We start from the raw sequence: 21,664 nt of genomic DNA, 5'->3' as shown, positions 1-21,664 counted from the left end.
GACGATCCACCGGGGCCGGGCGGGCCCTACGGCCCCTGGCAGGCCTCGGTGGGCGTCGCGCTGATCGCTTCGGCGCCCCACCGCATCCGCCGCAGCGTCTCCGCCTTGGACGCCGTGTCCGCCTTGCTCCCGGCGGCGGCCTTCATCCGTACGGTGACACCCTGCGCGTCGAGCTCGACCAGCTCCCCGCACACCTTCCCGTCCCGTGTGTGCACGGTGACGGATGCGGCGCCGCCCTTCTCGGCGGCGGGCGCCATCCAGGTCGTCATCACCCCGGCCGCCGTCAGTGCCACGCCCGTCACGGCGAGCCAGCGGGCCCGGTTGACCAGCTTGCCCACGATCTCCGTCTGCTCCGCCTCCCAGCGCAGCAGCTCGGCGCCGTCGGCGTATTCGAGACGGTCGCGCGGGCGGCCGTGCGCGGCGGAGGCTGCGAGGAACGCGGAGACCAGCAGTGCCAGCAGACCGAGCGACACGCTCACCACGACGCCCAGCCGGTACGCGCCCGGCAGCTCGGCCACGTTCTCCCGGCCCTTGAGGACGAGTACGGCGGCGAGCAGCCCGGTGGCTGTGGCCAGGAAGTTCCGCCAGCCCTCGGCCTGATGGCGGGCGATCTCCAGCTGGGACTGGACCATGGAGTACAGCCGGTCGTCGGCCTCCCGCTCGATGCCACGGGCGGTGTGCCGGGGCGGCGCCATCAGACGGTCCCGGCGGCGGGCGGGATCCGCACCAGCCACCATGCGCCACAGCCTGAGTTCTCGTCGATGTCCTCAGGGTGGGCGGCGGGGCAGGCGCAGTACATACGACGTTCCGCACCGGCGGCACTGTCCGTGTTCTTGCCCTGCCAAGGCCATGCCTTCGCAATGGTTCCGGGCGTGATGTTGTACAGCGGGTTCTTCCTGCTCCGGCCGTGGCACACCGGGCAGGTGCCCGTGAACTCCAGTGCGCCCGAGGCCGATTCGCGGCATTCGAGGTCGGCGGGGGCGTCGACCTTCCGTTCTTCGTACGGAACGTCCTCATGCTCCGGCATGCGTGCTCCCCGTGCTCTCTTCCGTTGCTGATGCGAGGTGGAAGCCGAACAGCGGCGCGTAGAGCGCGAGCCTGCGCCGCACCTCCGGTACGTCCAGGTCGGTCTCCTCGGACCGCAACTTGACCTCGTCGTCCGTTACTTCGCCCGACAGGGCGGGCTCACGGCCTGTGAGGCGTCGGCTCAGGATGACGACGTCGCGCCAGTCGGGGCGGTGCGGGACGGGGGCGGGCTCGGGGCAGTCGAGGGCGAGACCGTAGTCCTTGTACCGGGCGAGTACGCGGTAGGTGTCCAGGAGACCGAGATCCAGCCGCACCGCGGTGACCACCAGTCCGAGCGGTGTCACTGTGCCCCCGCGCAAGGGTTCATGGCCGAGGAGGTCGTCGGCGAGGCGGTGCTTCGGGTGGTCGGTGGGCTCCCGCTGCTCGACCGGCGTGCCGGGGGAAGGGATCGTGGGGCAGCCGAGCGGTTCGTACTTCTTGAGCTCTGCCGCGGCGGTGGCGAGGTCGAGGCCGAGTCTGCGGGCGTATTGGGCGATGTCGGAGGGGCTGATGGTGTCCCGCCACTTCACGGCTCTCTCGTAGAACAAGGCCGTGATCTCCGCGGAGCTCGGGCTCAATTTCTCCGCGGACAACGGGACGTGGGGGACCTCGATCCCGTAGGGACGTGCTTCGTCGATCAGGATCCTGGCTGTCCTGCCCAGAGTGAAGTTGTTGTTCGCGGCCATGTAGACCAGGAAGGCGCCCTCAACGTCGTCGGAAGTGGCGACAGGTATCCAAGGGCGACTGAGGTACGGCCCGCCGAGCAGTCCTTGGCGCCCGTCGTGCAGCAGGTAGATCGGTCGGTGGTCCCTGGACGTGGCCCACCAGGTCTTGACGGCGTTGGATGCCCGTTCGCTCACGACTCCCGCTTCGGCGAGAGCCGTGATGGCCCGCACCTCGTCCTCGATGGACGGGGGAGCGTCGGCGCCCATCAACGCCCGGAGCAGGGACAGGACGCCCAATCGCTCGCCGGATGCCACATCGACCCTCCTGAGACGGCGCCACCAGTCGGGAGCCTTGATGGAGAGCAGGGACTGCGGGAGCCGTGCGTATCCGTCGAGCCGGTCGAGGGCCGCACGGAACTCGTCGACCGTGTGCCCGATGCTCGGGTGTCCCCGCTCCGCGGACAGGCTGATCAGTCCGATGATGTCGAAACGTCCTTGAACGATGACGAAGCCGGAGTCCAGGCCCAGGGACTTCAGGTCGGCCCCCGAGACCGGCGGCGCGTCGAATTCCCCGCTCACCCGGTATCCGTATCGCTCGTAGCGGCCGGCGGTCTCGACGATCTGCGTACGCGTCCGGGAGGCGTCCGCGAAGTACGAGGCAACGAGGGGGGTCACTGTGGCGGGGATGTCCGAGGCGCCCTGTGACGGGTCGCCTTGGAGCACAGCCAGCTCCTGCTGGGTGGGAAAGCGCGTCGCCAGGTCTCCCGGGTCCGGCGGCTCGGGAACGCGAGGGTCCATGAGGCGCAGCTGCTGTGCGACCTCCGTGACTCGCCCGAGCGGGGTCAGCTCGCTGCCCGCCGTGTACAGCAGCGCCGAGTGGACGGGGGGATCGTCGGGGTCGGTGTCCAGCGGGCGGTCGAGCCCGTGCTTCAGGTACTCCGCGTAGAGCTTCGACGCCAGCGACATGGACTGCCCGGCGTCGAGGGTGTCCAGCCGCCGGATGTCCTCCGTGTCGGGCAGGTGGAGGCCCGCGACCGCGAAGCGCCGCAACGCGCGCAGCAGACCGCGCAGGCTGTGCTCGGACTGCGCGGCCGTGACGAGCAGGGCTTCCACGGGATCGTGAACCCGCTCGTCCGTAAGCGCGTGGAACAGGGCGGCGTCCACGGCCTGGTGCTGCGGGAAGCCCTCGGGCCACCGCAGAGTCGCGGCGGGGTCCCGGCTCTCGTGGTTGTCGGTCTCCACCAGCTGTCGGCGCCAGTACAGGAAGAAGGCGCCGTGACGGGTGTTGCGCGGCATGGAGGAGTGGTACGACTCGTCGAACGGAAGGCACCCGATCGAGGTCAGGGGCACTGTGGTGTCCCCGGGCATGTCAGAGTCGCCGTGCCAGGTCGTGACATGGACCCGTGTATCGGCCGTGAGCAGCCGCCCCAGAACGATTTCCGCTGTCTTCGCGTCGTCCCGTACCAGCTCCCACAACCACGTCAGCGGCAGCGGATCCCACTCCACCAACGCCCGCGCCGCCTTGGCCAGGTCGTCGTACAGCACCTCCCGCTCGTACTTCTCCAGGCGGTTGCGGTCGGCCGTGAGTTCGGGGCGGTGCCGGTGCTGGAGGTTGACCACGTATCCGTGGGGGCGCTCGGCGCCGCTGACGAAGATGCCGTCGACCAGGAGCGCGCCCTCGCCGGGCACCCACCACACATTGGGCGCCTCCGTCCGTGATCTGCGGGCCGTGGGGTGAGGGCGGAGGGTGTCCGGGGGCAGCTCGTCCGCGGGTGTTCCGTGCAGTTCCTCCGTGACGGTGACCCTGACCGGGCTGACCCACACGTGCTGCTGGAGGAACTGGACGATCGACGGGGGGTCCTGGCTGTACTCGGGCCGCAGGTAAAGGCGCACCCTGGTGCCGCTCACCGGCCCGCCGAACCGATTCATGTGCATGATCCCGGAGTCCGTCACCACGTTGACCTGATGGCCGCCGGAGTGCTGGCCGACGCCCGTTTCGTCGGCGGGACGGGTACTGACCTGGATCTTGTCGGCGAGCATGAAGTAGCTGAACACGCCAATGCCGAAGCGGCTGTTGAGCTCGGGCTCGATACCGGCGCGGCGCCAGCGGCGCATCTCCCGTACGCGGATGGGGGACTGCTGGTGGCGGCGGCCGGCTCGCGCGAACAGGTCCCGCAGCTCCTCGTCGGTCATCCCGATGCCGTCGTCCTCGCACTCGACGTAGATCCTGTCGGTCTTCTCCTCGCGTGCCAGGACGAACTTGACGGTGTAGTCGCCGAGTTCGCGGACATCGGACGGCTGGAGGCCGTTCAGTCCGAGGGCTGCCGCGTACCGCTGCCGGGCGTGGCGGCGTCGGCAGGCGTCGACGGCGTTCTGGTACAGCTCGCGCAGGGCGAGCCGGTGGTCGCCGTACAGCTGCGTGCCCATGATCAGCGGTTTGACGCCGTCCTCGGCGAGCTGGAAGCGGGGTGGTGGCGCGTCGTAGGAGCCGTCGGTGGGATCGAGGCGGTCGGTGTTCATGTGGCGCGGGAGCCGGGGCAGGAGGTCCGGGTCCTGGACGGTCCTGGTCAGGGTGCGCGCGGCGGTGAGGACTGCGTCTGCCTGACGTTCGAGGGCGAGGTAGAGCGCCGGGTTGGCGCATTCGGCGTCGAGGGTCCAGTCGGCGGCCCTGGGGCCGCGGTCGCGCGTCGTCCGGCCGTGGTCCTCGACGGGCTGGAACTCGGCCTGGGTCGGCTCGACCTGTGCGACGACGTCCTCGGGGCGCACCCGGTCGTGGTCCACGCCCAGGTGGTCGACGACGATGCCGTCGAGGAGCCGCGAGTCGATCGCGAGGAGTTCCGCGACGTGCAGCAGGGCGGCCAGCGGCCGTGGGCGCCACGCCTTGGCGCCGCCGATGCCGAGGAACTCGCCGAGGCCCGCGTCCCAGTCCTTGTCGTCGGGGGCCTTCGGTCCCGGCCTGGCCCGCATCAGCGCGGTGACCTGCAACAGCGCCGCACGCAGCCGCTTCTGATGCCGAGGGCGCTGCTGCGGGCCCGTACCGGTGGCGAGCGCCGCGATGTCCCACAGTCGTTCGATGATGCGGCTCAGACTGTCCAACCCGCAGACGGGGTAACGGCGTTCGCCGTCCTGGCCCTGCCACCCCTGCGCCTGTGCCGGACGCCAGAGCTGGTCCCAGTCCGCGATGAGGCGGTGCCACAGCCACTGCTCGGCGGCCTCGGCCTCGTCCCGCTGTCCCATCTCCTCCAGGTGGCGCCGCTTGTCGTCGATCTGCTGGTACGCGGCGCGGACGTCGGTCATGTCCTGCCACATGTGGCCCTTGTCGCCGGGAAGCCGGCCCTCCGACCGCTGCTCCTCCCGGCGGAGTTCCGCGAGGGCGCGGCGGCCGCACGCCACGGCGGCCTCCCGCACGAACGGCGTCGCGAGCAGTGCCACCACCTCAAGTGGGCTCAACTCGCCCTGAGGAGACGGCGGGATCAGATCGTTGAGCCGCTCCAGGACCCGCTCGGGGAAGCGGACGTCCTCCCAGGGGTCGGCTCCCGCCCTGTCCTCCCCGTCGGCGTTGCGCTTGATCTTGCGCACCTCGCCGATCAGCCCGTTCAGACCGCTCTTCAGCCCGGTGGTGTCGACGGCTGTCCGCTCGGGAATCCGGTCCCACAGTTTCGAGGCGCTCACGGCTTGTTCCCAGCGGTCCTCGCCGATTCCGCCGAGGCAGACGGGCCAGTCGGTGTGCGTCTTGTCAGGCGGTTCGCTGGTGCCGCTCAGCCATGCCTCGCGCACCTCCTGCTGCTCGGGGCAGCCCTCGGCGGCCCTGGCGAGTTCCGCGGTCCTCTTCCGTACGTACGCGATCACTTCGCCGACCGTGCGCGGGCTGGATCTGCGGGCCAGGGCCTCGGCGAGCGCCCGCCCCATGAAGCTGCCCTCTTCCTGCGTGCCCCAGGCCTGCTGACCGGCCGCGCAGGGCCGCACCAGGGCCACGTTGTCCCAGCTGCCCTGCCACTGCCGCCGCAGGGCAGGCGGTTCCGTTTCCCGCGCGTCCCGGCAGGCGTCGAGGAACATCACCACGGTCGCCCGCGTGCGCAGACTTTCGAGCAGTGTGTCCGGTTCGACGGCGATCAGGGCCCATGTGAGGTCGTCGGGTTTCGCGTCGCCCGGCACCAAGTGGTCGACGTCCTTGATCCGGACCCCGTGCCCGGAGAAGTAGACCAGGGCGAAGTCGTCGTCCTCGCACTGGCCGAAGAGATCCACGAGCGCCTTGTTGATGGCCCGCTGCGTGGTGTTCTCGGGTGTGTCCAGAACCGTTACATCGGACTCGTTCCACCCCGAGCCGAGCAGCGCGTCCTTGATCCGCTCCACGTCGTCGACGACGAAGTCCAGATCCGCTCCGGCCGCCGCGATCAGCAGTGCCCGCTTCGTTCCCCCCACAGCGCCGCCCCCCAGAACTCCACCGTTGCCTCGGCCGCTACGGCCACACCAAGCAATACGCCTGATGCCCCGCATCATGCAGCCGGTGGCTGAAGTCCTGCCACTCGTGGAGCAGTTGGTACACGTTGAACGCGTCGCGCGGTCCGCCCCGGTCGGGGACCGTGGACCAGATGAAGGCGGCCGCGCCGACGGATTCCTCGCCGACGCCGCGCAGGGGGTCGACGACCGTCATGGGGAGTTTGACCACCGCGTAGTCGGGGTGGAGGACGACCAGTTCCAGTGGCGGGACCTTGTGCAGGGGTATGCCCTCGATGCCGGTGAGGACCATCGCGGCCATCGTCTCCGGCTTGATCTTGGTGAACATGCCGCCCATGCCCAGCTCGTCACCGCCGAGCTCCTCGGGTCGCATGGAGATCGGTACGCGGGCCGCGGTGGCGCCGTCGGGCGCGCCGAAGTATTTGTACGTCACCCCCACCCGGCCACCATTCCCGATGTCCCCGTCCCCGCCGTCCGTGCCACCTGCAGCGCGCTGGATCCGCGCCGACCTGTCGTCCCTGCCGACCGTGCTGTCGTCGCGCCGGTGCTTCCCCCGCCGGGCACGCCGGGGGCCCAGGTCGCCGGTCCCCTCGCCCAGTCCGCCACCGCGATGCATATCTCCACCCGACTGCTGTTTCCCAGGGCGCGAAGCCCTTTTGTAGGCCGCGCGACCGCCGACGCGCAACCCGATCATCGTGTCAGTGACCTCCCCCACGGTCCCCCGCCGAAACGTGTCGGCGTATCGCAGCACCACGCAGAGTCTAGGTGCCCCGCGGGTCCACGCGCTGGGGCGCGGGACAGTGGGCCGTACGCTGAGAGGCATGGCAGAGGCGAACAACACTCCCTATCCCTATGAGGCACCCGCGTCGCAGGGGCTTTTCGACCGTGCGGAAGCGGTCACGCCCGGTGGCGTGAACTCGCCCGTGCGCGCATTCCGGGCGGTGGGCGGAACGCCCCGGTTCATGGTGTCCGGTAACGGTCCGTATCTCACCGATGCCGACGGGCGCGAGTATGTCGACCTCGTGTGCTCGTGGGGGCCGATGATCCTCGGCCATTCCCACCCCGAGGTGATCGCCGCCGTGCAGGAGGCCGTCTCGCGCGGCACCTCCTTCGGTACGCCGGGTGCGGGCGAGGTCGAGCTGGCCGAGGAGATCGTCCGGCGCATCGAGCCGGTCGAGCAGGTGCGGCTCGTGTCCTCCGGGACCGAGGCGACCATGTCGGCGATCCGGCTGGCGCGCGGGTTCACCGGCCGCGCCAAGGTGATCAAGTTCGCCGGCTGCTACCACGGGCACGTCGACGCGCTGCTCGCCGCCGCCGGTTCGGGCGTCGCCACGCTGGGCCTGCCGGACACCCCGGGTGTCACGGGCGCGCAGGCCGGCGACACGATCGTGCTGCCGTACAACGACATCGAGGCCGTGCGGGCCGCGTTCGCCGCGCACCCCGGCGAGATCGCCTGTGTCATCACGGAGGCCTCGCCCGGCAACATGGGCGTCGTGCCGCCGAAGGAAGGTTTCAACCAGGGGCTCAAGGACGTGTGCGCCGAGAACGGCGCGCTGTTCGTCTCCGACGAGGTGATGACGGGCTTCCGTACCTCGAAGGCCGGCTGGTTCGGCGTCGACGGGGTCGTCCCGGACCTGATGACCTTCGGCAAGGTCATGGGCGGTGGCTTCCCCGCCGCCGCGTTCGGCGGCCGCGCCGACGTCATGGCGCACCTCGCGCCCGCCGGTCCCGTCTACCAGGCGGGCACGCTGTCCGGTAACCCCGTCGCCACCGCCGCGGGCGTCGCCCAGCTGCGGCTGCTCGACGACGCGGCGTACGCGAAGGTGAACGCGACCAGCGAGCAGCTGCGGGGCCTGGTCTCCGAGGCGCTCACCAAGGAGGGCGTCGCGCACCGCGTGCAGAACGCCACGAACATGTTCACCGTGTTCTTCACGGAGAACGAGGTGACGAACTACGACGACGCGAAGGGGCAGGACGCCTTCCGCTTCGGTCCGTTCTTCCACTCGATGCTGGAGCAGGGCGTGTACCTGCCGCCGTCGGCGTTCGAGTCCTGGTTCGTGTCGACCGCCCACGACGAGCGGGCGATCGAGCGGATCGCCGCCGCGCTGCCGGCCGCCGCCCGCGCCGCCGCGGAGGCCACGGCATGAGCGCGCCGAAGTCGAAGGACGACATCACCGTCGTCCATCTGATGCGCCACGGCGAGGTGCACAACCCGGACGGGATCCTGTACGGGCGGCTGCCCGACTACCACCTGTCCGACCTCGGCCGCCGGATGGCCGACCGGGTCGCCGAGCACCTCTCCACGCGCGACATCACGCACGTCGTGGCGTCCCCGCTGGAGCGGGCGCAGGAGACGGCGACGCCGATCGCGAAGGCGCACGGCCTCGACCTGGACAGCGACGAGCGCCTCCTTGAGGCGGGCAACGTCTTCCAGGGCAAGACCTTCGGTGTCGGCGACGGCGCGCTGAAGAAGCCGGAGAACTGGAAGCACCTGGTCAACCCGTTCAAGCCGTCCTGGGGCGAGCCGTACATCGAGCAGGTCGTGCGGATGATGGGCGCGCTCGACGCCGCGAAGGACGCCGCGCGCGGGCACGAGGCCGTGTGCGTCAGCCACCAGCTGCCGATCTGGATCGTCCGGTCGTTCGTCGAGAAGCGGCGCCTGTGGCACGACCCGCGCAAGCGGCAGTGCACGCTGGCCTCGCTGACCACGTTCACGTACCAGGGCGACAAGATCGTGTCCGTGGGCTACAGCGAGCCCGCCCGCGATCTCGTCCCCGCGCATCTCCTGGCCGGTGCCAAGCCGGTGAAGGGGAAGGACAAGGCGTTCGGCGCCTGAGTCCGCCCGTCCCCCGTGTCGTGAAGGCCGCCGTCAACCGGCGGCCTTCCGCGTACCACTTCAAATCACCGCAAATACGGACCGTTTACCGGAACCCGCGTGTTTGTCGCGCCCTCTTCTGTGATGTCCCTGTGAATGGGGCACAGCGTGACGAATGGGGAAGACGGTATGCGGGTTGTGGGTCGCAGGGGACTGCTGGGACTCGGTGCGGGAGCGGCGGCCGGGACGGTGCTCGCCGGATGCGGTACGGGCGGCGCCCCGACGGTCACCGAGGAGCGCGGGAAGCCGGGGCCGCCCCGCCGGGCGCCCGCGAGGCCCATCGGCGACGGCTCGACGGCGTACACCGGGAAGCAGCCCCGCCAGCCCGCCGCGCCGGAGCGGCTCGAACCGGGGCAGAAGCCGCCGCAGTTCGTGGTCTTCTCCTGGGACGGCGCGGGCGAGGTGGGCAACGGACTGTTCCCGCGCTTCTTGAAGCTCGCCGAGGACCACGGCGCGCACATGACCTTCTTCCTGTCGGGGCTCTATCTGCTGCCCGAGTCGAAGAAGCGCCTCTACCGCCCGCCGAACAACCCCGTCGGCGCCTCCGACATCGGCTACCTCACGGACGCGCACGTGAAGGAGACGCTGACGTACGTCCGCCGGGCCTGGCTCGAAGGGCACGAGATCGGCACGCACTTCAACGGGCACTTCTGCGCGGGCTCCGGCTCCGTCGCGAACTGGACGCCCGCGCAGTGGCGCGACGAGATCCGCCAGGCGAAGTCCTTCGTCACGCAGTGGCGGACGAACACGGGATGGCGCGACCTGCCCGCCCTCCCCTTCGACTACGACCAGGAGCTGGTGGGCGGGCGCACGCCCTGCCTGCTCGGCCAGGACAGCCTGCTGCCCGCCGCCCGTGACCTCGGCTGGCGCTACGACGCGTCCTCGCCGGGCGGGCGGCAGCGCTGGCCCGAGAAGCGGCTCGGGGTGTGGGACCTGCCGCTCCAGGCCGTCCCGTTCCCCGGCCGCGCCTTCGAGGTCCTGTCGATGGACTACAACATGCTGGCCAACCAGTCCCTCAGCACCACCCGCGCGCCCGCCCACAACCACCCGGGCTGGCGCGAGCAGTCCGCGCAGGCGTACATCCAGGGATTCAAGCGGGCATACGAGACGAACCGGGCGCCCTTCTTCATCGGCAACCACTTCGAGGAGTGGAACGGCGGCATCTACATGGACGCCGTCGAGGAAGCGCTGAAGCACATCGCCGCAACCGCCGACAAACACCATGACGTGCGGCTCGTCTCCTTCCGGCAGTTCACCGACTGGCTCGACGCGCAGGACCCGAAAACGCTGGCGAAGCTCCGTACCCTCGATGTGGGACAGCGGCCGTCGAAGGGCTGGCGCAGGTTCCTCGTAAACCCCTCCTGAAGTGGGCTTTTCCGAGCGCGAGGGGGGTGCGGAAGATCCCCTAAACAGACATGCGAAACTTTTCACATGAGTGCCGCCTCCCGCGCCCCCCGCACCACCCCGACGAAGCGCCGCGCCGCCCAGCTGACCGTTGGTGCCGCCGCGCTGGCCCTCGCGCTGACGGCCTGCGGCTCCGGTGGCACGTCGGGCGGTGGCAACAACACCAACTTCGTCTCCGGGTCCGGCGGCATCGCCACGGTCAAGAAGGGCGAGCGTCACGACGCCCCCTCCCTGACCGGCAAGGACCTGGAGGGCAAGCAGCTCGACATGTCCGACTACAAGGGCAAGGTCGTCGTCCTCAACGTCTGGGGCTCCTGGTGCCCGCCGTGCCGCGCCGAGGCCCCGAACTTCGTGAAGGTCGCCGAGGACACCGAGAAGCAGGGCGTCCAGTTCCTCGGCATCAACACGCGGGACACCAGCACCGACCCGGCCAAGAAGTTCGAGGAGAACTACGGGGTCGAGTACCCGAGCTTCTACGACCCGACGGGCCGCCTCCTGCTCAAGTTCGAGAAGGGCACGCTCAACCCGCAGGCCATCCCCTCGACGATCGTCGTCGACCGCGAGGGCAAGATCGCCGCGCGTTCGCTCAAGCCGCTGAGCGAGAAGGCGCTGCGCGAGATGGTCGCGCCGGTCGTCGCGGAGAAGTGAGCAGCCGTGAGCTCCTCCCTCGTCACACTCGCCGCCGGTGACACCGTCACGGACGGCGCGCTCCTCCTCGCCGTCCCCATCGCCCTCCTCGGCGGCCTCGTCTCCTTCTTCTCGCCGTGCGTCCTGCCCCTCGTACCGGGCTATCTGTCGTACGTGACCGGGATCACCGGCACCGACCTGATGGAGCAGCGGCGGGGCCGGATGGCGGCGGGCGCCAGCCTGTTCGTCCTCGGGTTCACCGCCGTCTTCGTCTCCGGCGGCGCGCTGTTCGGCTTCTTCGGGCAGACGCTCCAGGAGTACCAGCCGGTCCTGACCAAGGTGCTCGGCGGCCTGATGATCCTGATGGGCGTCTTCTTCATGGGCTTCATGCCGTGGATGACGCAGCGGGAGTTCCGCTTCCACAGGAAGCCCGCCGCCGGGCTCGCCGGAGCCCCGGTGCTCGGCGCGCTGTTCGGCATCGGCTGGACCCCCTGCATCGGCCCGACCCTCGCCTCCGTGATCGGCCTGTCGTCGGTGCAGAGCACCGCGGGCCGCGGGGCGATACTGACCGTCGCGTACTGCCTCGGCCTCGGCGTGCCCTTCGTGCTCGCCGCGATCGCCTTCCGCAAGGCGCTCGGCGCGTTCGGCTGGGTCAAGCGGCACTACACGTGGGTGATGCGCATCGGCGGCATCATGATGATCCTGACCGGGGTGCTTCTGCTCACGGGCGCGTGGGACGCCCTCGTGGGGCAGATGCGGACCTGGTCCACCGGCTTCCAGGTGGGAATCTGATCCATGAGCAAGACGACCGACGACGTGCAGGCGACCGGTGGCGATCCCACTGAGGCCGAGGCCGCGTCCCAACTGAGCACGGCTCCCCAGGAGGACCGTGCGCCCAACCTGCCGAAGCTCGGTGTCATCGGCTGGGTCCGCTGGTTCTGGCGGCAGCTCACCTCGATGCGGGTCGCCCTGATCCTGCTGTTCCTGCTCTCCCTCGGCGCCATCCCCGGCTCCCTGATCCCGCAGCAGGGCACCGACCCGACCAAGGTCGAGGACTTCCGCAAGGCACACGACGTGCTCGCGCCGCTCTACGACAAGATCGGCTTCTTCCACGTCTACAGCTCGGTGTGGTTCTCCGCGATCTACCTGCTGCTGTTCATCTCCCTCATCGGCTGCATCGTGCCGCGCACCTGGCAGTTCGTCGGCCAGCTCCGCGGCCGTCCGCCGGGCGCGCCCAAGCGGCTGACCCGGCTGCCCGCGTACGCGACGTGGCGCACGGAGGCGGACCCGGAGCAGGTGCGCGCCACCGCCCTCGCGATGCTCAAGAAGCGCCGCTTCCGCGCGCACGTCGCGGGCGACGCGGTCGCCGCCGAGAAGGGCTATCTGCGGGAGGTCGGCAACCTCGCCTTCCACATCGCGCTGATCGTGATGCTGATCGCGTTCGCCTGGGGCCAGCTGTTCAAGTTCGAGGGCGGCAAGCTCGTCGTCGAGGGCGACGGGTTCGCCAACACGCTCACCCAGTACGACGACTTCAAGTCCGGCAACCTCTTCGACAGCGACCACGACCTGTCGCCGTTCAGCTTCACCCTCGACAAGTTCACGGCCACGTACGAGCGCACGGGCCCCGAGAAGGGCACGCCGCGCACGTTCCGCGCGAACGTCAGCTACACCGAGGGCTCGGGCGACAAGACGAAGAAGGCCGCCATCGAGTCCAACCACCCGCTGGACATCGACGGCACCAAGATCTTCCTCAACGGGCACGGGTACGCGGTCCCCGTCACGGTCCGCGACGGCGACGGCAAGGTCGTCTCGAAGCAGACCGTGCCGATGCTGCCGATCGACTCCAACATCTCCTCGCAGGGCGCCATCAAGGTGATGGACGGCTACAAGAACGCGAAGGGCGAGAAGGAGCAGCTGGGCTTCGCCGCCTGGTTCGTGCCGACGTTCGCGGGCGCGGGCCAGGGCACGATGCTCTCCCAGTTCCCCGCCCTCGACTTCCCCGTCCTCGCGCTCAACGCGACGCACGGCGACCTCGGCGTGGACGCGGGCCTTCCGCAGAACGTGTACCAGCTGGACACCTCGCACATGAAGGCCTACAAGGACTCCAAGGGCAAGGCGCTCAAGCAGCGGCTGCTGCCCGGCGAGACGATGAAGCTGCCGAACGGGGCGGGCTCCATCACGTTCGACAAGGACATCAAGGAATGGGTCACCTTCCAGATCTCCCACTCGCCCGGTGACACCTGGGCCCTGGGCGGCGCCATCGTCGCGATCTTCGGTCTGGCCGGTTCCCTGTTCATCCAGCGCCGCCGCGTCTGGGTGCGCGCCGTCGAGGGCCCCGACGGCGTGACCGTCGTCGAGATGGCGGGCCTCGGCCGCAGCGAGTCCGCGAAGCTGCCGGAGGAGCTGGGCTCGCTGGTCGAGCAACTGCACGCCGAGGCGCCGAGCGCGCCGGAGACCTCCACTGACACCAACACTGCTGTTCCTGCCGCAGAAGGGGCTGAGACGAAGTGACTCTCGCCGCCGCAGTAAACGAGAACCTGGCGCATACGAGCAACGTCCTCATCTACTCGTCGATGGCCGTGTACCTGCTCGCGTTCTTCGCGAACATGGCCGAGTGGATCTTCGGCAGCCGCAGCAAGGTCGGCCGCACCGCCGCCGCGCTCACCGGCAAGGCCGACGAGCCGGCCGCCGCCGCGCCCGCCGTGACCGTGAAGAAGCAGGGCGGTACGGCCGTCATCGAGCGGCCGAAGGTCGTCACGCGGGCCGCCGCCGGCGCCCGTGACGTTCCGGACGGCCCCGGCGCCGCCGCCGGTGACGCGCAGGGCGACCTGTACGGGCGCATCGCGGTCTCCCTCACGGCCCTCGCGTTCCTCATCGAGTTCGGCGGCGTCGTCACGCGCGCGCTCTCGGTGGAGCGGGCCCCGTGGGGCAACATGTACGAGTTCAGCATCACCTTCTCCACCGTGGCCGTCGGCATCTACCTGGTGCTGCTCGCGCTGAAGAAGAACGTGCGCTGGCTCGGCCTGCCGCTGGTCATCACGGTCCTGCTCGACCTCGGCCTCGCCACCACCGTCCTCTACACGTCCAGCGACCAGCTCGTCCCGGCGCTGCACTCGTACTGGCTCTACATCCACGTCTCGACGGCGATCTTCTGCGGCGCGGTCTTCTACGTCGGCGCGGTCGGCACGATCCTGTACCTGTTCAAGGACTCCTACGAGAACAAGCTCGCGAGCGGCGGTACCCCCGGCAAGTTCGCGACCTCCGTCATGGAACGGCTGCCCGCCTCGCAGTCCCTCGACAAGTTCTCGTACCGCATCAACGCGGCCGTCTTCCCGCTGTGGACGTTCACGATCATCGCGGGCGCCATCTGGGCGGGCGACGCGTGGGGCCGCTACTGGGGCTGGGACCCCAAGGAGACCTGGTCGTTCATCACCTGGGTCGCCTACGCCGCGTACCTGCACGCCCGCGCGACGGCCGGCTGGAAGGGCCGCAAGGCCGCCTACCTGGCGCTGATCGCGTTCGCCTGCTGGATCTTCAACTACTACGGCGTGAACATCTTCGTCACCGGCAAGCACTCGTACGCCGGGGTCTGAGCACCATCGCGTGAGGGCCGGTTCCTTCGGGAACCGGCCCTCACGCGTGCCCGGCCCGCCTCAGCCGACGGTGATCGCGTCCAGCTTGCCGCGCAGATACGTGTGCGAGTCCACCGGCTCGTACGCGACCCGGCCCTTCGGGGCGGGCAGCGGCGCGACCGTCGTGCGCGGGTCGCACTCGTAGAAGTAGACCAGCGACATCAGCTCCTCGGCGGGCGCGTCCGCCGGGGGCGGCAGGACGCGGTGCCGGCCCGAGCGCCAGCGGTCGCCGGTCCAGCGGGCCATCAGGTCACCGATGTTGATGGTGAACGCGTCCGGGTCGTACGGGGCGTCCTCCCAGCCGCCCTCGTCGGTGAAGACCTGGAGGCCGCCCTTTCCGGCCTGCCGGTCGAGCACGGTCACCGTGCCGAAGTCGGTGTGCGGGCCGATCCGGAACTGGCCGGGCTCCGGGGCGCCGACGACCTCCGTGCCCGGGTACCAGTTGATGTTGAAGCCCCACGTGGGCTGCGCGGTGTGGCGGGTGAAGAAGTCGGCGGGCTCGTCGAGGGCGACCGCGAGGAGTTCCAGCAGCTCGTCGGAGAGCGCCCGCATCGCCGCCAGATACGTGCCCACCAGCTCGCCCAGCTCGGGCGATTCGGCCGGGAAGACGTTCTCGCCGGACCACTCGGCGCGCACGTCCGGGTCGGCGAAGTCCGTGTCGGTGGCGAAGGACAGGGACTCCTTCAGGTCGGGCGGCGTCTCGGTGCCCTCGGAGTAGCCGTTGGCCTCGGCGCCGGGCCCGAGCCAGCCGCGCCCGCCGACCTTGACCGCGTACGGCTCCTTCACGGTCGGCGGCAGCCGGAAGAAGCCGCGCGCCGCGTCCCGGATCCGGCCGCGCAGCTCCGGGTCCACGCCGTGCCCGGTCACCAGCAGGAAACCGGCCGTGCGCAGCGCGTCGTCGACGGTCGCGGCGATCGCGGAGCGGGCGGCCGGGTCACCGGAGCGCCACGGCGTCAGGTCGATGGTCGGGATGCGGGGCGAGCTGCCCGGGGAAGCGGTCATGCGGTCCACTCTCGCGGCGCCGAAACACCGGGGCAACGTGCGGGGCGTACTGTCCCGGCCGTCCCCACCCCGACGGATTGTCCGCACGCGCGCGTGCCCCACCGGGAGGTCCCGTGTCCGCTCTCACGCTCCGCGAGATCCTCGCCCTCGACGTCGTCGCCGACGCGGAACCCGAACTGCTCGCCGGGGCGCGGTCGTTGGACCGGCCGGTGCGCTGGGTGCATTCCAGCGAGGTGTACGAGGGCGCGGGCTTCCTCGACGGCGGGGAGCTGCTGCTGACCAACGGGTACGCGTTCCTCGACGCCGACGGGGGCGCGCTGCGCCGCTACGTGCGGGAGCTGACGGCGCGCGGCGCGGCGGGGCTCGCCGTGGAGGTGGGCCGGGCCCTTGAACGGATGCCGGACGAAGTGGTGCGCGCCGCCGCCGAGTCGGGGTTCCCGCTGATCGCGCTGCGCCGCGTCGTGCCGTTCGTGCGGATCGCGGAGGCCGCCAACCGGGCCATCGTCACGCACGGGCTCGCCGCCCGGCCCGCCGTCACGCTGCGGGCGGCCGATCACGCGGCCGCGCTCCTCGCCGACCTCGCCGACCGGCAGGCCCTCAACCAACCCGAGGTGCAGGCCCGTTCGGCGCTCGCCGGGTTCCGGCCGGCCGCCGGGGCGCGGCTCGTCGGGGTCTCCGTGCACGGTCCTTCCAGCGCGGCGCGGGCGGCGGTCGACCGGGTGGCGGGCCGGGGCGCGCTGTGCGCGGCGTTCCCCGGCGACGTGCTCGCGCTCGTCGTGGCGCCGCCCGGCCGGGACGCGGTGCGGGCCGTGTGCGACGCCTTCCGTGCGGCGGCCCCGGCGGGGCTCACGGTGGCGGTGGGGCATCCGGTGGGCGCGGCCGACGGCTGGCTGCGCTGGAGCGACACGCTGCGCGCGGCCCGTACGACGCTGGAGCTGGCGCTGACCGTGCCCGCCGCCGAACCGGCCGACTGGGCGGGGGCGTTAGTGACGTCGTCGCGTTCCCTGGCGCTGGAGCGGGAGCTGACGCGCGGCGGCGTCGAGGCCAACCGGGAGCGGCTGACCCGGCTCGCCGACGACGTGCTCGGGCCGCTGCTGCGCTGGGAGGCCACCCACGGCAGCGCGCTGGTGCGCACCCTGGAGGTGCACCTGCGGCACGGGTGCAGCCCGACCCGTACCGCCGCGCTGCTGCACATCGGCCGCCAGTCGCTCTACCAGCGTCTGGAGCGCATCGAGTCGCTGCTCGGCGCGGAGGTCGGCGACCCGGACCTGCTCGGCGAACTCCTCCAGGCGGCCTGCGCGGCGCGCGTGGTCGGGGTTCAGGGCGCCAGTGAGCGCCAGATCCTGTCCGGCAGGACGCGCGCGGCCTGAGCGAGGTCGAGGTCCCGCGCCCCGGCGAGCCAGCCGCGGGCGAAGCCGACGACCGGGCCGAGGACGAGGGCCTCGACGATCGGGTCGGGCAGCGGGGCGATCGCGCCGGACTCGGCGTGCCGCCGCAGCCACGCGACGAGCGGCGACAGCCGTGCCTCCTGCGCGTCCCGCAACTGCTGCGCCTGCTCCATCGTGAGCCGGTCCGCGTAACTGGAGTGCAGCAGGCGGGCGGCGTCGGGGTGCTCCCCGATGAACCGCAGATACGTTTCGACGATCGCGCGGATCCCCGAACGCGGGGTCCGCGCCCCCTCCATGGCCCCGCCGAGCTCGCCGAGCAGCCGCCCGAGCCACCGCGTCAGCAGCTCCCGCATCAGCCCGTCGACGCTGCCGAAGTGGTGGTAAAGGCTGCCCATGCTGACGCCGCTCTCCCGCGTCAGGGCGCCGACGGTGATCCCCTGCTCGCCGGCCTCCCCGTACACGCGCAACGCGGCATCGAGTAAACGGTCGACGGTCTCCGCGCCGCGGAGTTGCTTGGGGCTCATGTCGGACCCCAGCGTACGGGCAGGAGGGCGCGGGGGAGTGGGAGGCTGTGTTTCTATAGTGAATTTCTAGAAATTCGCTCCAGTTCGGCGCGTCCTTCGGTCACACTGAACTTCCTGCCGGGCACGGCAGGCCGTCGAGCGGCACGGGGGACCGCTCCACGGCCGGGCAGGGGCGCGGCGCGGGTACCCGAGGGGGATGCTCGCGCCGCCCGAACCCGGTGCCGATCCGTCAAGAAGAGCCCTGGCCGCGCCGCGCCGCCGCGTACACCACCGCGCTCACCGTGAAGCCCACCAGGCAGGTGACATCGCCCAGGGACGGCCAGTGGGACGGGGCCCAGCCGACGTAGCGCTCCTGGTTCGAGAACAGCGGCACCGAGACCGCGACGCCCGCCAACAGGGCGGTGAATCCGGGCCGGTTGGTGAAGCCGGGATCCGTGAGGCGCGCGGCGCGTTCGGTGTGCTCCGTACGCCGCGAGAGCCACCGCTCGGTGAGCACCACGCCCAGCCACGGGCCGATCCAGTACGCGATGACCAGCAGGAACGTCTCGTACGCGTGGCCCGCGTCGGACAGCGACGACCACGCCGCCGCCGTGCCCGCCGCACCCGTCACCACGACGAGGGTGCTGCGGCCGAGCCACCGGGGCAGGCGCAGGCCCAGCGACGTGATCGACATGGACGAGGAATAGATGTTCAGGGCGTTCGCCGAGACCGCGCCCAGGATGATCGCGACCAGCACCGCGTGGGCCAGCCACGACGGGAGATGGCCCGTGAAGGCGGCCGTCGGGCTCGCGCCCGCGGGCGCCGCGATCGTCGCGGACGCCGCGCCGGTCAGCGACACCACGGACACCGACAGGAACAGGCCGAGCGCCGGCCACAGCACCGTACGGAAGCGGTTCGCGGTGCTCGGCAGGTAGCGGGAGTAGTCCGACGCGTTCGGGTTCCAGCCCGCCGCATACCCCCACGCCGAGCTGAAGGCGAGCAGGAAGCCGCCGATGCCGCCCCCGCCGCCGGCCGCCGCGAGGTCGGCCTCGCCGAACGTCCAGACGCCCGCCAGCAGGAAGACGACCGCGAGCACCGGGAACGCGTACCGCTCGAAGGCGTGCACGAAGTTGTGGCCGATGAACCCGATGGCGATCTCCGCTGCCACGACCAGGAGCAGGGAGGGCAACGGGCGCAGGCCGGTGAGGGTGTTGAGGGCGAACGCGGCGCTGACACTGTTGACGGCGAACCAGCCGACGCCCGCCACCAGCGCGTTCACCCCGGACGGCAGGACGTTGCCGCGGAAGCCGAACGCGAGCCGCCCGATGGCCATCTGCGGGACGCCGAAGCGCGGGCCGTCGAGCGACAGGATGCCCTGGGTGAGCGCGCCGAGCGCGGTGCCGAGCAGCAGGGCGGCCGCGGCCTGCCAGAAGCTGAGGCCGAAGAAGAGCACGGAGATCACGCCGATGTAGACCGTCGCGAACTCGATGTTGGGCGAGGCCCACGTCCACAGCAACTGCCGTGGCCCGCCGTGCCGTTCGGCCTCGGGTATCGGCTCGGCGCCCGCCGTCTCGACGGCGATGACCTTGTCGCCGTACGCGGGAGGCGGCGGGGTCGTGCTGGTGGGAGCGGTGCCCGGGGCGGTCGTCATGCCCCCTGAGTGTCCGGGCCCGCGCTGTCCCGGCCCAGGGGCGCACTGTCCGCTTCAGGGGGCGTGACGACGTACACGATGTACGTGGCCCCGGCGGCTACTCGCCGATGTCCTCGTTCCACAGCTCCGGCTTCGCGGCGATGAACTCCTCCATCATGCCCACGCACTCCGGGTCGTCCAGCACGACGACTTCGACGCCGTGCTCGGCGAGCCAGTCGTGCCCGCCGTGGAAGGTGCGGGCCTCGCCGATGATCACGCGCGAGATCCCGAACTGCCGGACCAGGCCCGAGCAGTACCAGCAGGGGCTGAGCGTGGTCACCATCGTGGTGCCCTTGTACGTGCGCTGCCGCCCGGCCCGCCGGAACGCGTCGGTCTCGCCGTGCACGGACGGGTCGGCGTCCTGGACGCGCCGGTTGTGGCCGCGGCCGAGCAGCTTGCCGTCGGCGGAGTAGAGCGCGGCGCCGATCGGGATGCCGCCCTCGGCGAGCCCGGCCCTCGCCTCCTCCACGGCGGTGGCGAGCCAGGTGCGGGCGAGGTCGGGGTCGAAGTCGTGAGCCATGGTGGCGTACGGGCCTTTCTGTGCGGTGGGTGGTTACGCGGGGGTCGGCAGGGCGTCGCGGCGGCGCAGCACCACGTACAGCAGCGCGCCGAGCGCGAAGCCGACCGGGCAGGTCAGGTCGCCGACGCCGGGCCAGGTGGCGGGCACGAGGCCGACGTAGACCGTCTGGTTGGAGAACAGCGGCACCGACACCGCGACGCCCACGAGCAGCGCGATCAGGCCCGCCGGGTTGGTGAACGACGTGTCCTGGAGGCGGGCGGCGAGCGCGTCGTCGGGCAGCGCGCGCAGCCAGTGCTCCATCAACACGACGCCGAGCCAGGGCGCGATCCAGTACGCGATGACGAGCAGGAAGTTCTCGAACGCCTTGCCCGCGTCGGCGAGCGAGGCCCACCCGGCGGCCGTGCCGACGGCCCCGACGATCGCGACGAGCGCGGCGCGGCCCAGCCAGTTCGGCAGCGGCAGGGCGAGCGAGGAGATGGAGACCGCCGCCGAGTACACGTTGAGCGTGGAGGCGGCCATCGCGCCGAGGATGATCGCGACGAGCGTCAGGTTGGCGAGCCACCCCGGCAGGTGGCTGGTGAACGCGTCGGTGGGGCTGGCTCCCTCGGGCGCGGCGAGCGTGCCGGAGGCCGCGCCGATCACCGAGACGACCGCGATCGACACGAACAGGCCGAGGCCCGAGTAGCGGGCGGTGGCGCGCGGCGGGGTGTCGGCGGGCAGATAGCGCGCGTAGTCGGAGGCGCACGGGTTCCAGCCCGCCGTGAACCCGAAGCAGGCGGAGAACGCGAGCATGAACCCGCCGAAGCCGCCGCCCGCGCCGGAGCCCGCGAGGTCGGCGTCCTTGAACATCCACACCCCGGCGATCAGGAAGATCACGCAGAGCACCGGGAACGCGTACTGCTCGAAGCGGTGCACCAGGTCGTGCCCGACGTAGCCGATGACGACTTCGAGGACGACGAGGATCAGCAGGCTCGGCAGCGGCGCGAGGCCGGTGAGCGAGTTGAGGGCGAAGGCGCCGCCGACGCTGTTGACGGCGAACCAGCCGATGCCGGCGACGAGCGCGTTGACCGCCGAGGGCACCGCGTTGCCGCGGTGGCCGAAGGAGAGCCGGCCGATCACCATCTGCGGGACGCCGAACCGCGGCCCGTCCGTGGAGAGCAGGCCGTGCGCGAGCGAGCCGAGACCGGCGCCGAGCACGAGGGCGGCGACCGCCTGCCAGAAGCTCAGACCGAACGCGGTGACCGACAGGACGCCGATGAACAGGGTCGCGAACCCGACCTGGGGCGAGGCCCACGTCCACAGCAGCTGGCGCGGGCTGCCGTGCCGCTTGTCGCGCGGCACGGGCTCGGCTCCGTGCGCCTCGACGGCGATCAGCTTCTCGGGCCCGGTGACGACGTCGGGGGCGGTGGATTCGTGCGGCGGTCTTGAGCTGGACATGGGCCTTCACTGGATGCGTGCGCGCGAGGCGGAGGGGAGTGTTCCGCAACCAGTGTGAGGTACGGACGAAGGACTCAGTCGTCGGTCCGCTTGTCGTCCTTCTTGTCGTCGTCCTTCAGGGACCGCAGGAACTCGGGGTTGTCGTCGGGCGCCACGAACCGCGCACCCCCGCCGCCGCCCGCGGGCGCGCGCCGCGGCCTGCCCACCACCAGCCACGCGATCGGCCCGAGGAGCACCTCGCCGAACAGCAGGATGATGATGACCCAGACCACCTTGGGCAGCTTGCGCACCTCTTTTTCCGGGGTGTTCAGACAGTCGATGAACGTGTAGATCCAGAGCGCCAGGACCAGCAGGAACGGCAAGTAGCGCAGCATCGGGTCGAGATCCCCCACGGAAGC

Annotated in this window: 18 protein-coding genes; 8 read left to right on the top strand and 10 right to left on the bottom strand. The window is 71.0% G+C overall.

Annotation, left to right across the window (positions count from 1 at the left end; all coding sequences use genetic code 11):
• Window positions 1–26: 26 nt before the first annotated feature.
• From ACYBSK_RS34660 to ACYBSK_RS34645, 4 genes are read right to left on the bottom strand one after another with little or no spacing between them, the layout of a single operon-like run.
• A complete protein-coding gene (locus tag ACYBSK_RS34660) occupies window positions 27–737 on the bottom strand; it encodes a hypothetical protein (protein WP_457481197.1) in 711 nt (236 codons plus the stop codon).
• Complete coding sequence (locus ACYBSK_RS34655; RefSeq protein ID WP_460244452.1) at window positions 695–1,027, bottom strand: hypothetical protein; 333 nt, start codon at window positions 1,025–1,027, stop codon at window positions 695–697. Before ACYBSK_RS34655 ends, ACYBSK_RS34660 begins: the two co-directional genes overlap by 43 nt.
• On the bottom strand, window positions 1,014–6,152 hold the full coding sequence (locus tag ACYBSK_RS34650) for an HD domain-containing protein (protein WP_460244451.1): 5,139 nt from the start codon (window positions 6,150–6,152) through the stop codon (window positions 1,014–1,016). Before ACYBSK_RS34650 ends, ACYBSK_RS34655 begins: the two co-directional genes overlap by 14 nt.
• A 37-nt stretch (window positions 6,153–6,189) precedes the next feature.
• Window positions 6,190–6,804: a hypothetical protein gene (locus ACYBSK_RS34645; RefSeq protein WP_457481194.1), complete on the bottom strand. Its 615-nt coding sequence runs from the start codon at window positions 6,802–6,804 to the stop codon at window positions 6,190–6,192.
• A 205-nt stretch (window positions 6,805–7,009) separates the two neighbouring features.
• Between ACYBSK_RS34645 and hemL the strand changes: the two genes are divergently transcribed.
• The 7 genes from hemL (at window position 7,010) to ccsB (ending at window position 14,687) form a co-directional block, all read left to right on the top strand.
• On the top strand, window positions 7,010–8,335 hold the full coding sequence (gene hemL, locus ACYBSK_RS34640) for a glutamate-1-semialdehyde 2,1-aminomutase (RefSeq protein WP_460244450.1): 1,326 nt from the start codon (window positions 7,010–7,012) through the stop codon (window positions 8,333–8,335).
• Complete coding sequence (locus tag ACYBSK_RS34635) at window positions 8,332–9,024, top strand: histidine phosphatase family protein (RefSeq protein ID WP_457481192.1); 693 nt, start codon at window positions 8,332–8,334, stop codon at window positions 9,022–9,024. Before hemL ends, ACYBSK_RS34635 begins: the two co-directional genes overlap by 4 nt.
• A gap of 168 nt (window positions 9,025–9,192) precedes the next feature.
• Window positions 9,193–10,428 carry a polysaccharide deacetylase family protein gene (locus tag ACYBSK_RS34630; RefSeq protein WP_460244449.1) on the top strand — a complete coding sequence of 412 codons (1,236 nt, stop codon included), beginning with the start codon at window positions 9,193–9,195 and terminating at the stop codon, window positions 10,426–10,428.
• A gap of 66 nt (window positions 10,429–10,494) precedes the next feature.
• Window positions 10,495–11,115, top strand: a complete 621-nt coding sequence (locus tag ACYBSK_RS34625) for a TlpA family protein disulfide reductase (protein ID WP_460244448.1) — start codon at window positions 10,495–10,497, stop codon at window positions 11,113–11,115.
• A gap of 6 nt (window positions 11,116–11,121) precedes the next feature.
• The gene (locus tag ACYBSK_RS34620) at window positions 11,122–11,886 is read left to right on the top strand and encodes a cytochrome c biogenesis CcdA family protein (protein WP_460244447.1); all 765 of its coding nucleotides are present in this window, start codon (window positions 11,122–11,124) and stop codon (window positions 11,884–11,886) included.
• 3 nt (window positions 11,887–11,889) lie between these two features.
• Window positions 11,890–13,605 carry a cytochrome c biogenesis protein ResB gene (resB, locus tag ACYBSK_RS34615; protein ID WP_460244446.1) on the top strand — a complete coding sequence of 572 codons (1,716 nt, stop codon included), beginning with the start codon at window positions 11,890–11,892 and terminating at the stop codon, window positions 13,603–13,605.
• Entirely contained in the window at window positions 13,602–14,687 is a 1,086-nt protein-coding gene (ccsB, locus tag ACYBSK_RS34610) for a c-type cytochrome biogenesis protein CcsB (RefSeq protein ID WP_457481187.1), read from the top strand. Before resB ends, ccsB begins: the two co-directional genes overlap by 4 nt.
• 60 nt (window positions 14,688–14,747) lie before the next feature.
• Here ccsB and ACYBSK_RS34605 read toward each other — a convergent pair whose 3' ends face one another.
• A complete protein-coding gene (locus ACYBSK_RS34605; protein ID WP_457481186.1) occupies window positions 14,748–15,728 on the bottom strand; it encodes an isopenicillin N synthase family dioxygenase in 981 nt (326 codons plus the stop codon).
• Between the two features lie 113 nt (window positions 15,729–15,841).
• On the opposite strand from ACYBSK_RS34605, the gene ACYBSK_RS34600 reads away from it, so the two are divergent.
• On the top strand, window positions 15,842–17,098 hold the full coding sequence (locus ACYBSK_RS34600) for a PucR family transcriptional regulator (RefSeq protein ID WP_457481185.1): 1,257 nt from the start codon (window positions 15,842–15,844) through the stop codon (window positions 17,096–17,098).
• Here ACYBSK_RS34600 and ACYBSK_RS34595 read toward each other — a convergent pair.
• The 5 genes from ACYBSK_RS34595 to ACYBSK_RS34575 all read right to left on the bottom strand — a co-directional run bounded on the left by ACYBSK_RS34595 (window position 17,047) and on the right by ACYBSK_RS34575 (window position 21,658).
• Entirely contained in the window at window positions 17,047–17,640 is a 594-nt protein-coding gene (locus tag ACYBSK_RS34595) for a TetR/AcrR family transcriptional regulator (RefSeq protein WP_457481184.1), read from the bottom strand. The genes ACYBSK_RS34600 and ACYBSK_RS34595 overlap by 52 nt on opposite strands.
• Window positions 17,641–17,869: 229 nt before the next feature.
• Window positions 17,870–19,270, bottom strand: coding sequence for a purine-cytosine permease family protein (locus ACYBSK_RS34590; protein WP_460244445.1), 1,401 nt, complete (start codon window positions 19,268–19,270; stop codon window positions 17,870–17,872).
• 97 nt (window positions 19,271–19,367) lie between these two features.
• Window positions 19,368–19,829 (bottom strand): nucleoside deaminase, encoded by a 462-nt coding sequence (locus tag ACYBSK_RS34585; RefSeq protein ID WP_460244444.1) that lies wholly within the window; start codon window positions 19,827–19,829, stop codon window positions 19,368–19,370.
• 33 nt (window positions 19,830–19,862) lie between these two features.
• The gene (locus tag ACYBSK_RS34580) at window positions 19,863–21,266 is read right to left on the bottom strand and encodes a purine-cytosine permease family protein (protein ID WP_460244443.1); all 1,404 of its coding nucleotides are present in this window, start codon (window positions 21,264–21,266) and stop codon (window positions 19,863–19,865) included.
• 74 nt (window positions 21,267–21,340) lie between these two features.
• Window positions 21,341–21,658, bottom strand: coding sequence for a PLDc N-terminal domain-containing protein (locus tag ACYBSK_RS34575; RefSeq protein WP_457481180.1), 318 nt, complete (start codon window positions 21,656–21,658; stop codon window positions 21,341–21,343).
• Between the last annotated feature and the right edge of the window lie 6 nt (window positions 21,659–21,664).

The sequence above is a fragment of the Streptomyces sp. BYX5S genome (genome assembly GCF_054724165.1).
This window is presented reverse-complemented; position numbering and strand designations above follow the sequence as displayed.

Excerpts from the sequence above, each read along its gene's own strand:
- ACYBSK_RS34660 (WP_457481197.1), bottom strand. The coding sequence starts at position 737 with ATGGTGGCTGGTGCGGATCCCGCCCGCCGCCGGGACCGTCTGATGGCG.
- ACYBSK_RS34655 (WP_460244452.1), bottom strand. The coding sequence starts at position 1,027 with ATGCCGGAGCATGAGGACGTTCCGTACGAAGAACGGAAGGTCGACGCC.
- ACYBSK_RS34645 (WP_457481194.1), bottom strand. The coding sequence starts at position 6,804 with ATGCATCGCGGTGGCGGACTGGGCGAGGGGACCGGCGACCTGGGCCCC.
- hemL (WP_460244450.1), top strand. The coding sequence starts at position 7,010 with ATGGCAGAGGCGAACAACACTCCCTATCCCTATGAGGCACCCGCGTCG.
- ACYBSK_RS34635 (WP_457481192.1), top strand. The coding sequence starts at position 8,332 with ATGAGCGCGCCGAAGTCGAAGGACGACATCACCGTCGTCCATCTGATG.
- ACYBSK_RS34630 (WP_460244449.1), top strand. The coding sequence starts at position 9,193 with ATGCGGGTTGTGGGTCGCAGGGGACTGCTGGGACTCGGTGCGGGAGCG.
- ACYBSK_RS34625 (WP_460244448.1), top strand. The coding sequence starts at position 10,495 with ATGAGTGCCGCCTCCCGCGCCCCCCGCACCACCCCGACGAAGCGCCGC.
- resB (WP_460244446.1), top strand. The coding sequence starts at position 11,890 with ATGAGCAAGACGACCGACGACGTGCAGGCGACCGGTGGCGATCCCACT.
- ACYBSK_RS34605 (WP_457481186.1), bottom strand. The coding sequence starts at position 15,728 with ATGACCGCTTCCCCGGGCAGCTCGCCCCGCATCCCGACCATCGACCTG.
- ACYBSK_RS34595 (WP_457481184.1), bottom strand. The coding sequence starts at position 17,640 with ATGAGCCCCAAGCAACTCCGCGGCGCGGAGACCGTCGACCGTTTACTC.
- ACYBSK_RS34590 (WP_460244445.1), bottom strand. The coding sequence starts at position 19,270 with ATGACGACCGCCCCGGGCACCGCTCCCACCAGCACGACCCCGCCGCCT.
- ACYBSK_RS34585 (WP_460244444.1), bottom strand. The coding sequence starts at position 19,829 with ATGGCTCACGACTTCGACCCCGACCTCGCCCGCACCTGGCTCGCCACC.
- ACYBSK_RS34580 (WP_460244443.1), bottom strand. The coding sequence starts at position 21,266 with ATGTCCAGCTCAAGACCGCCGCACGAATCCACCGCCCCCGACGTCGTC.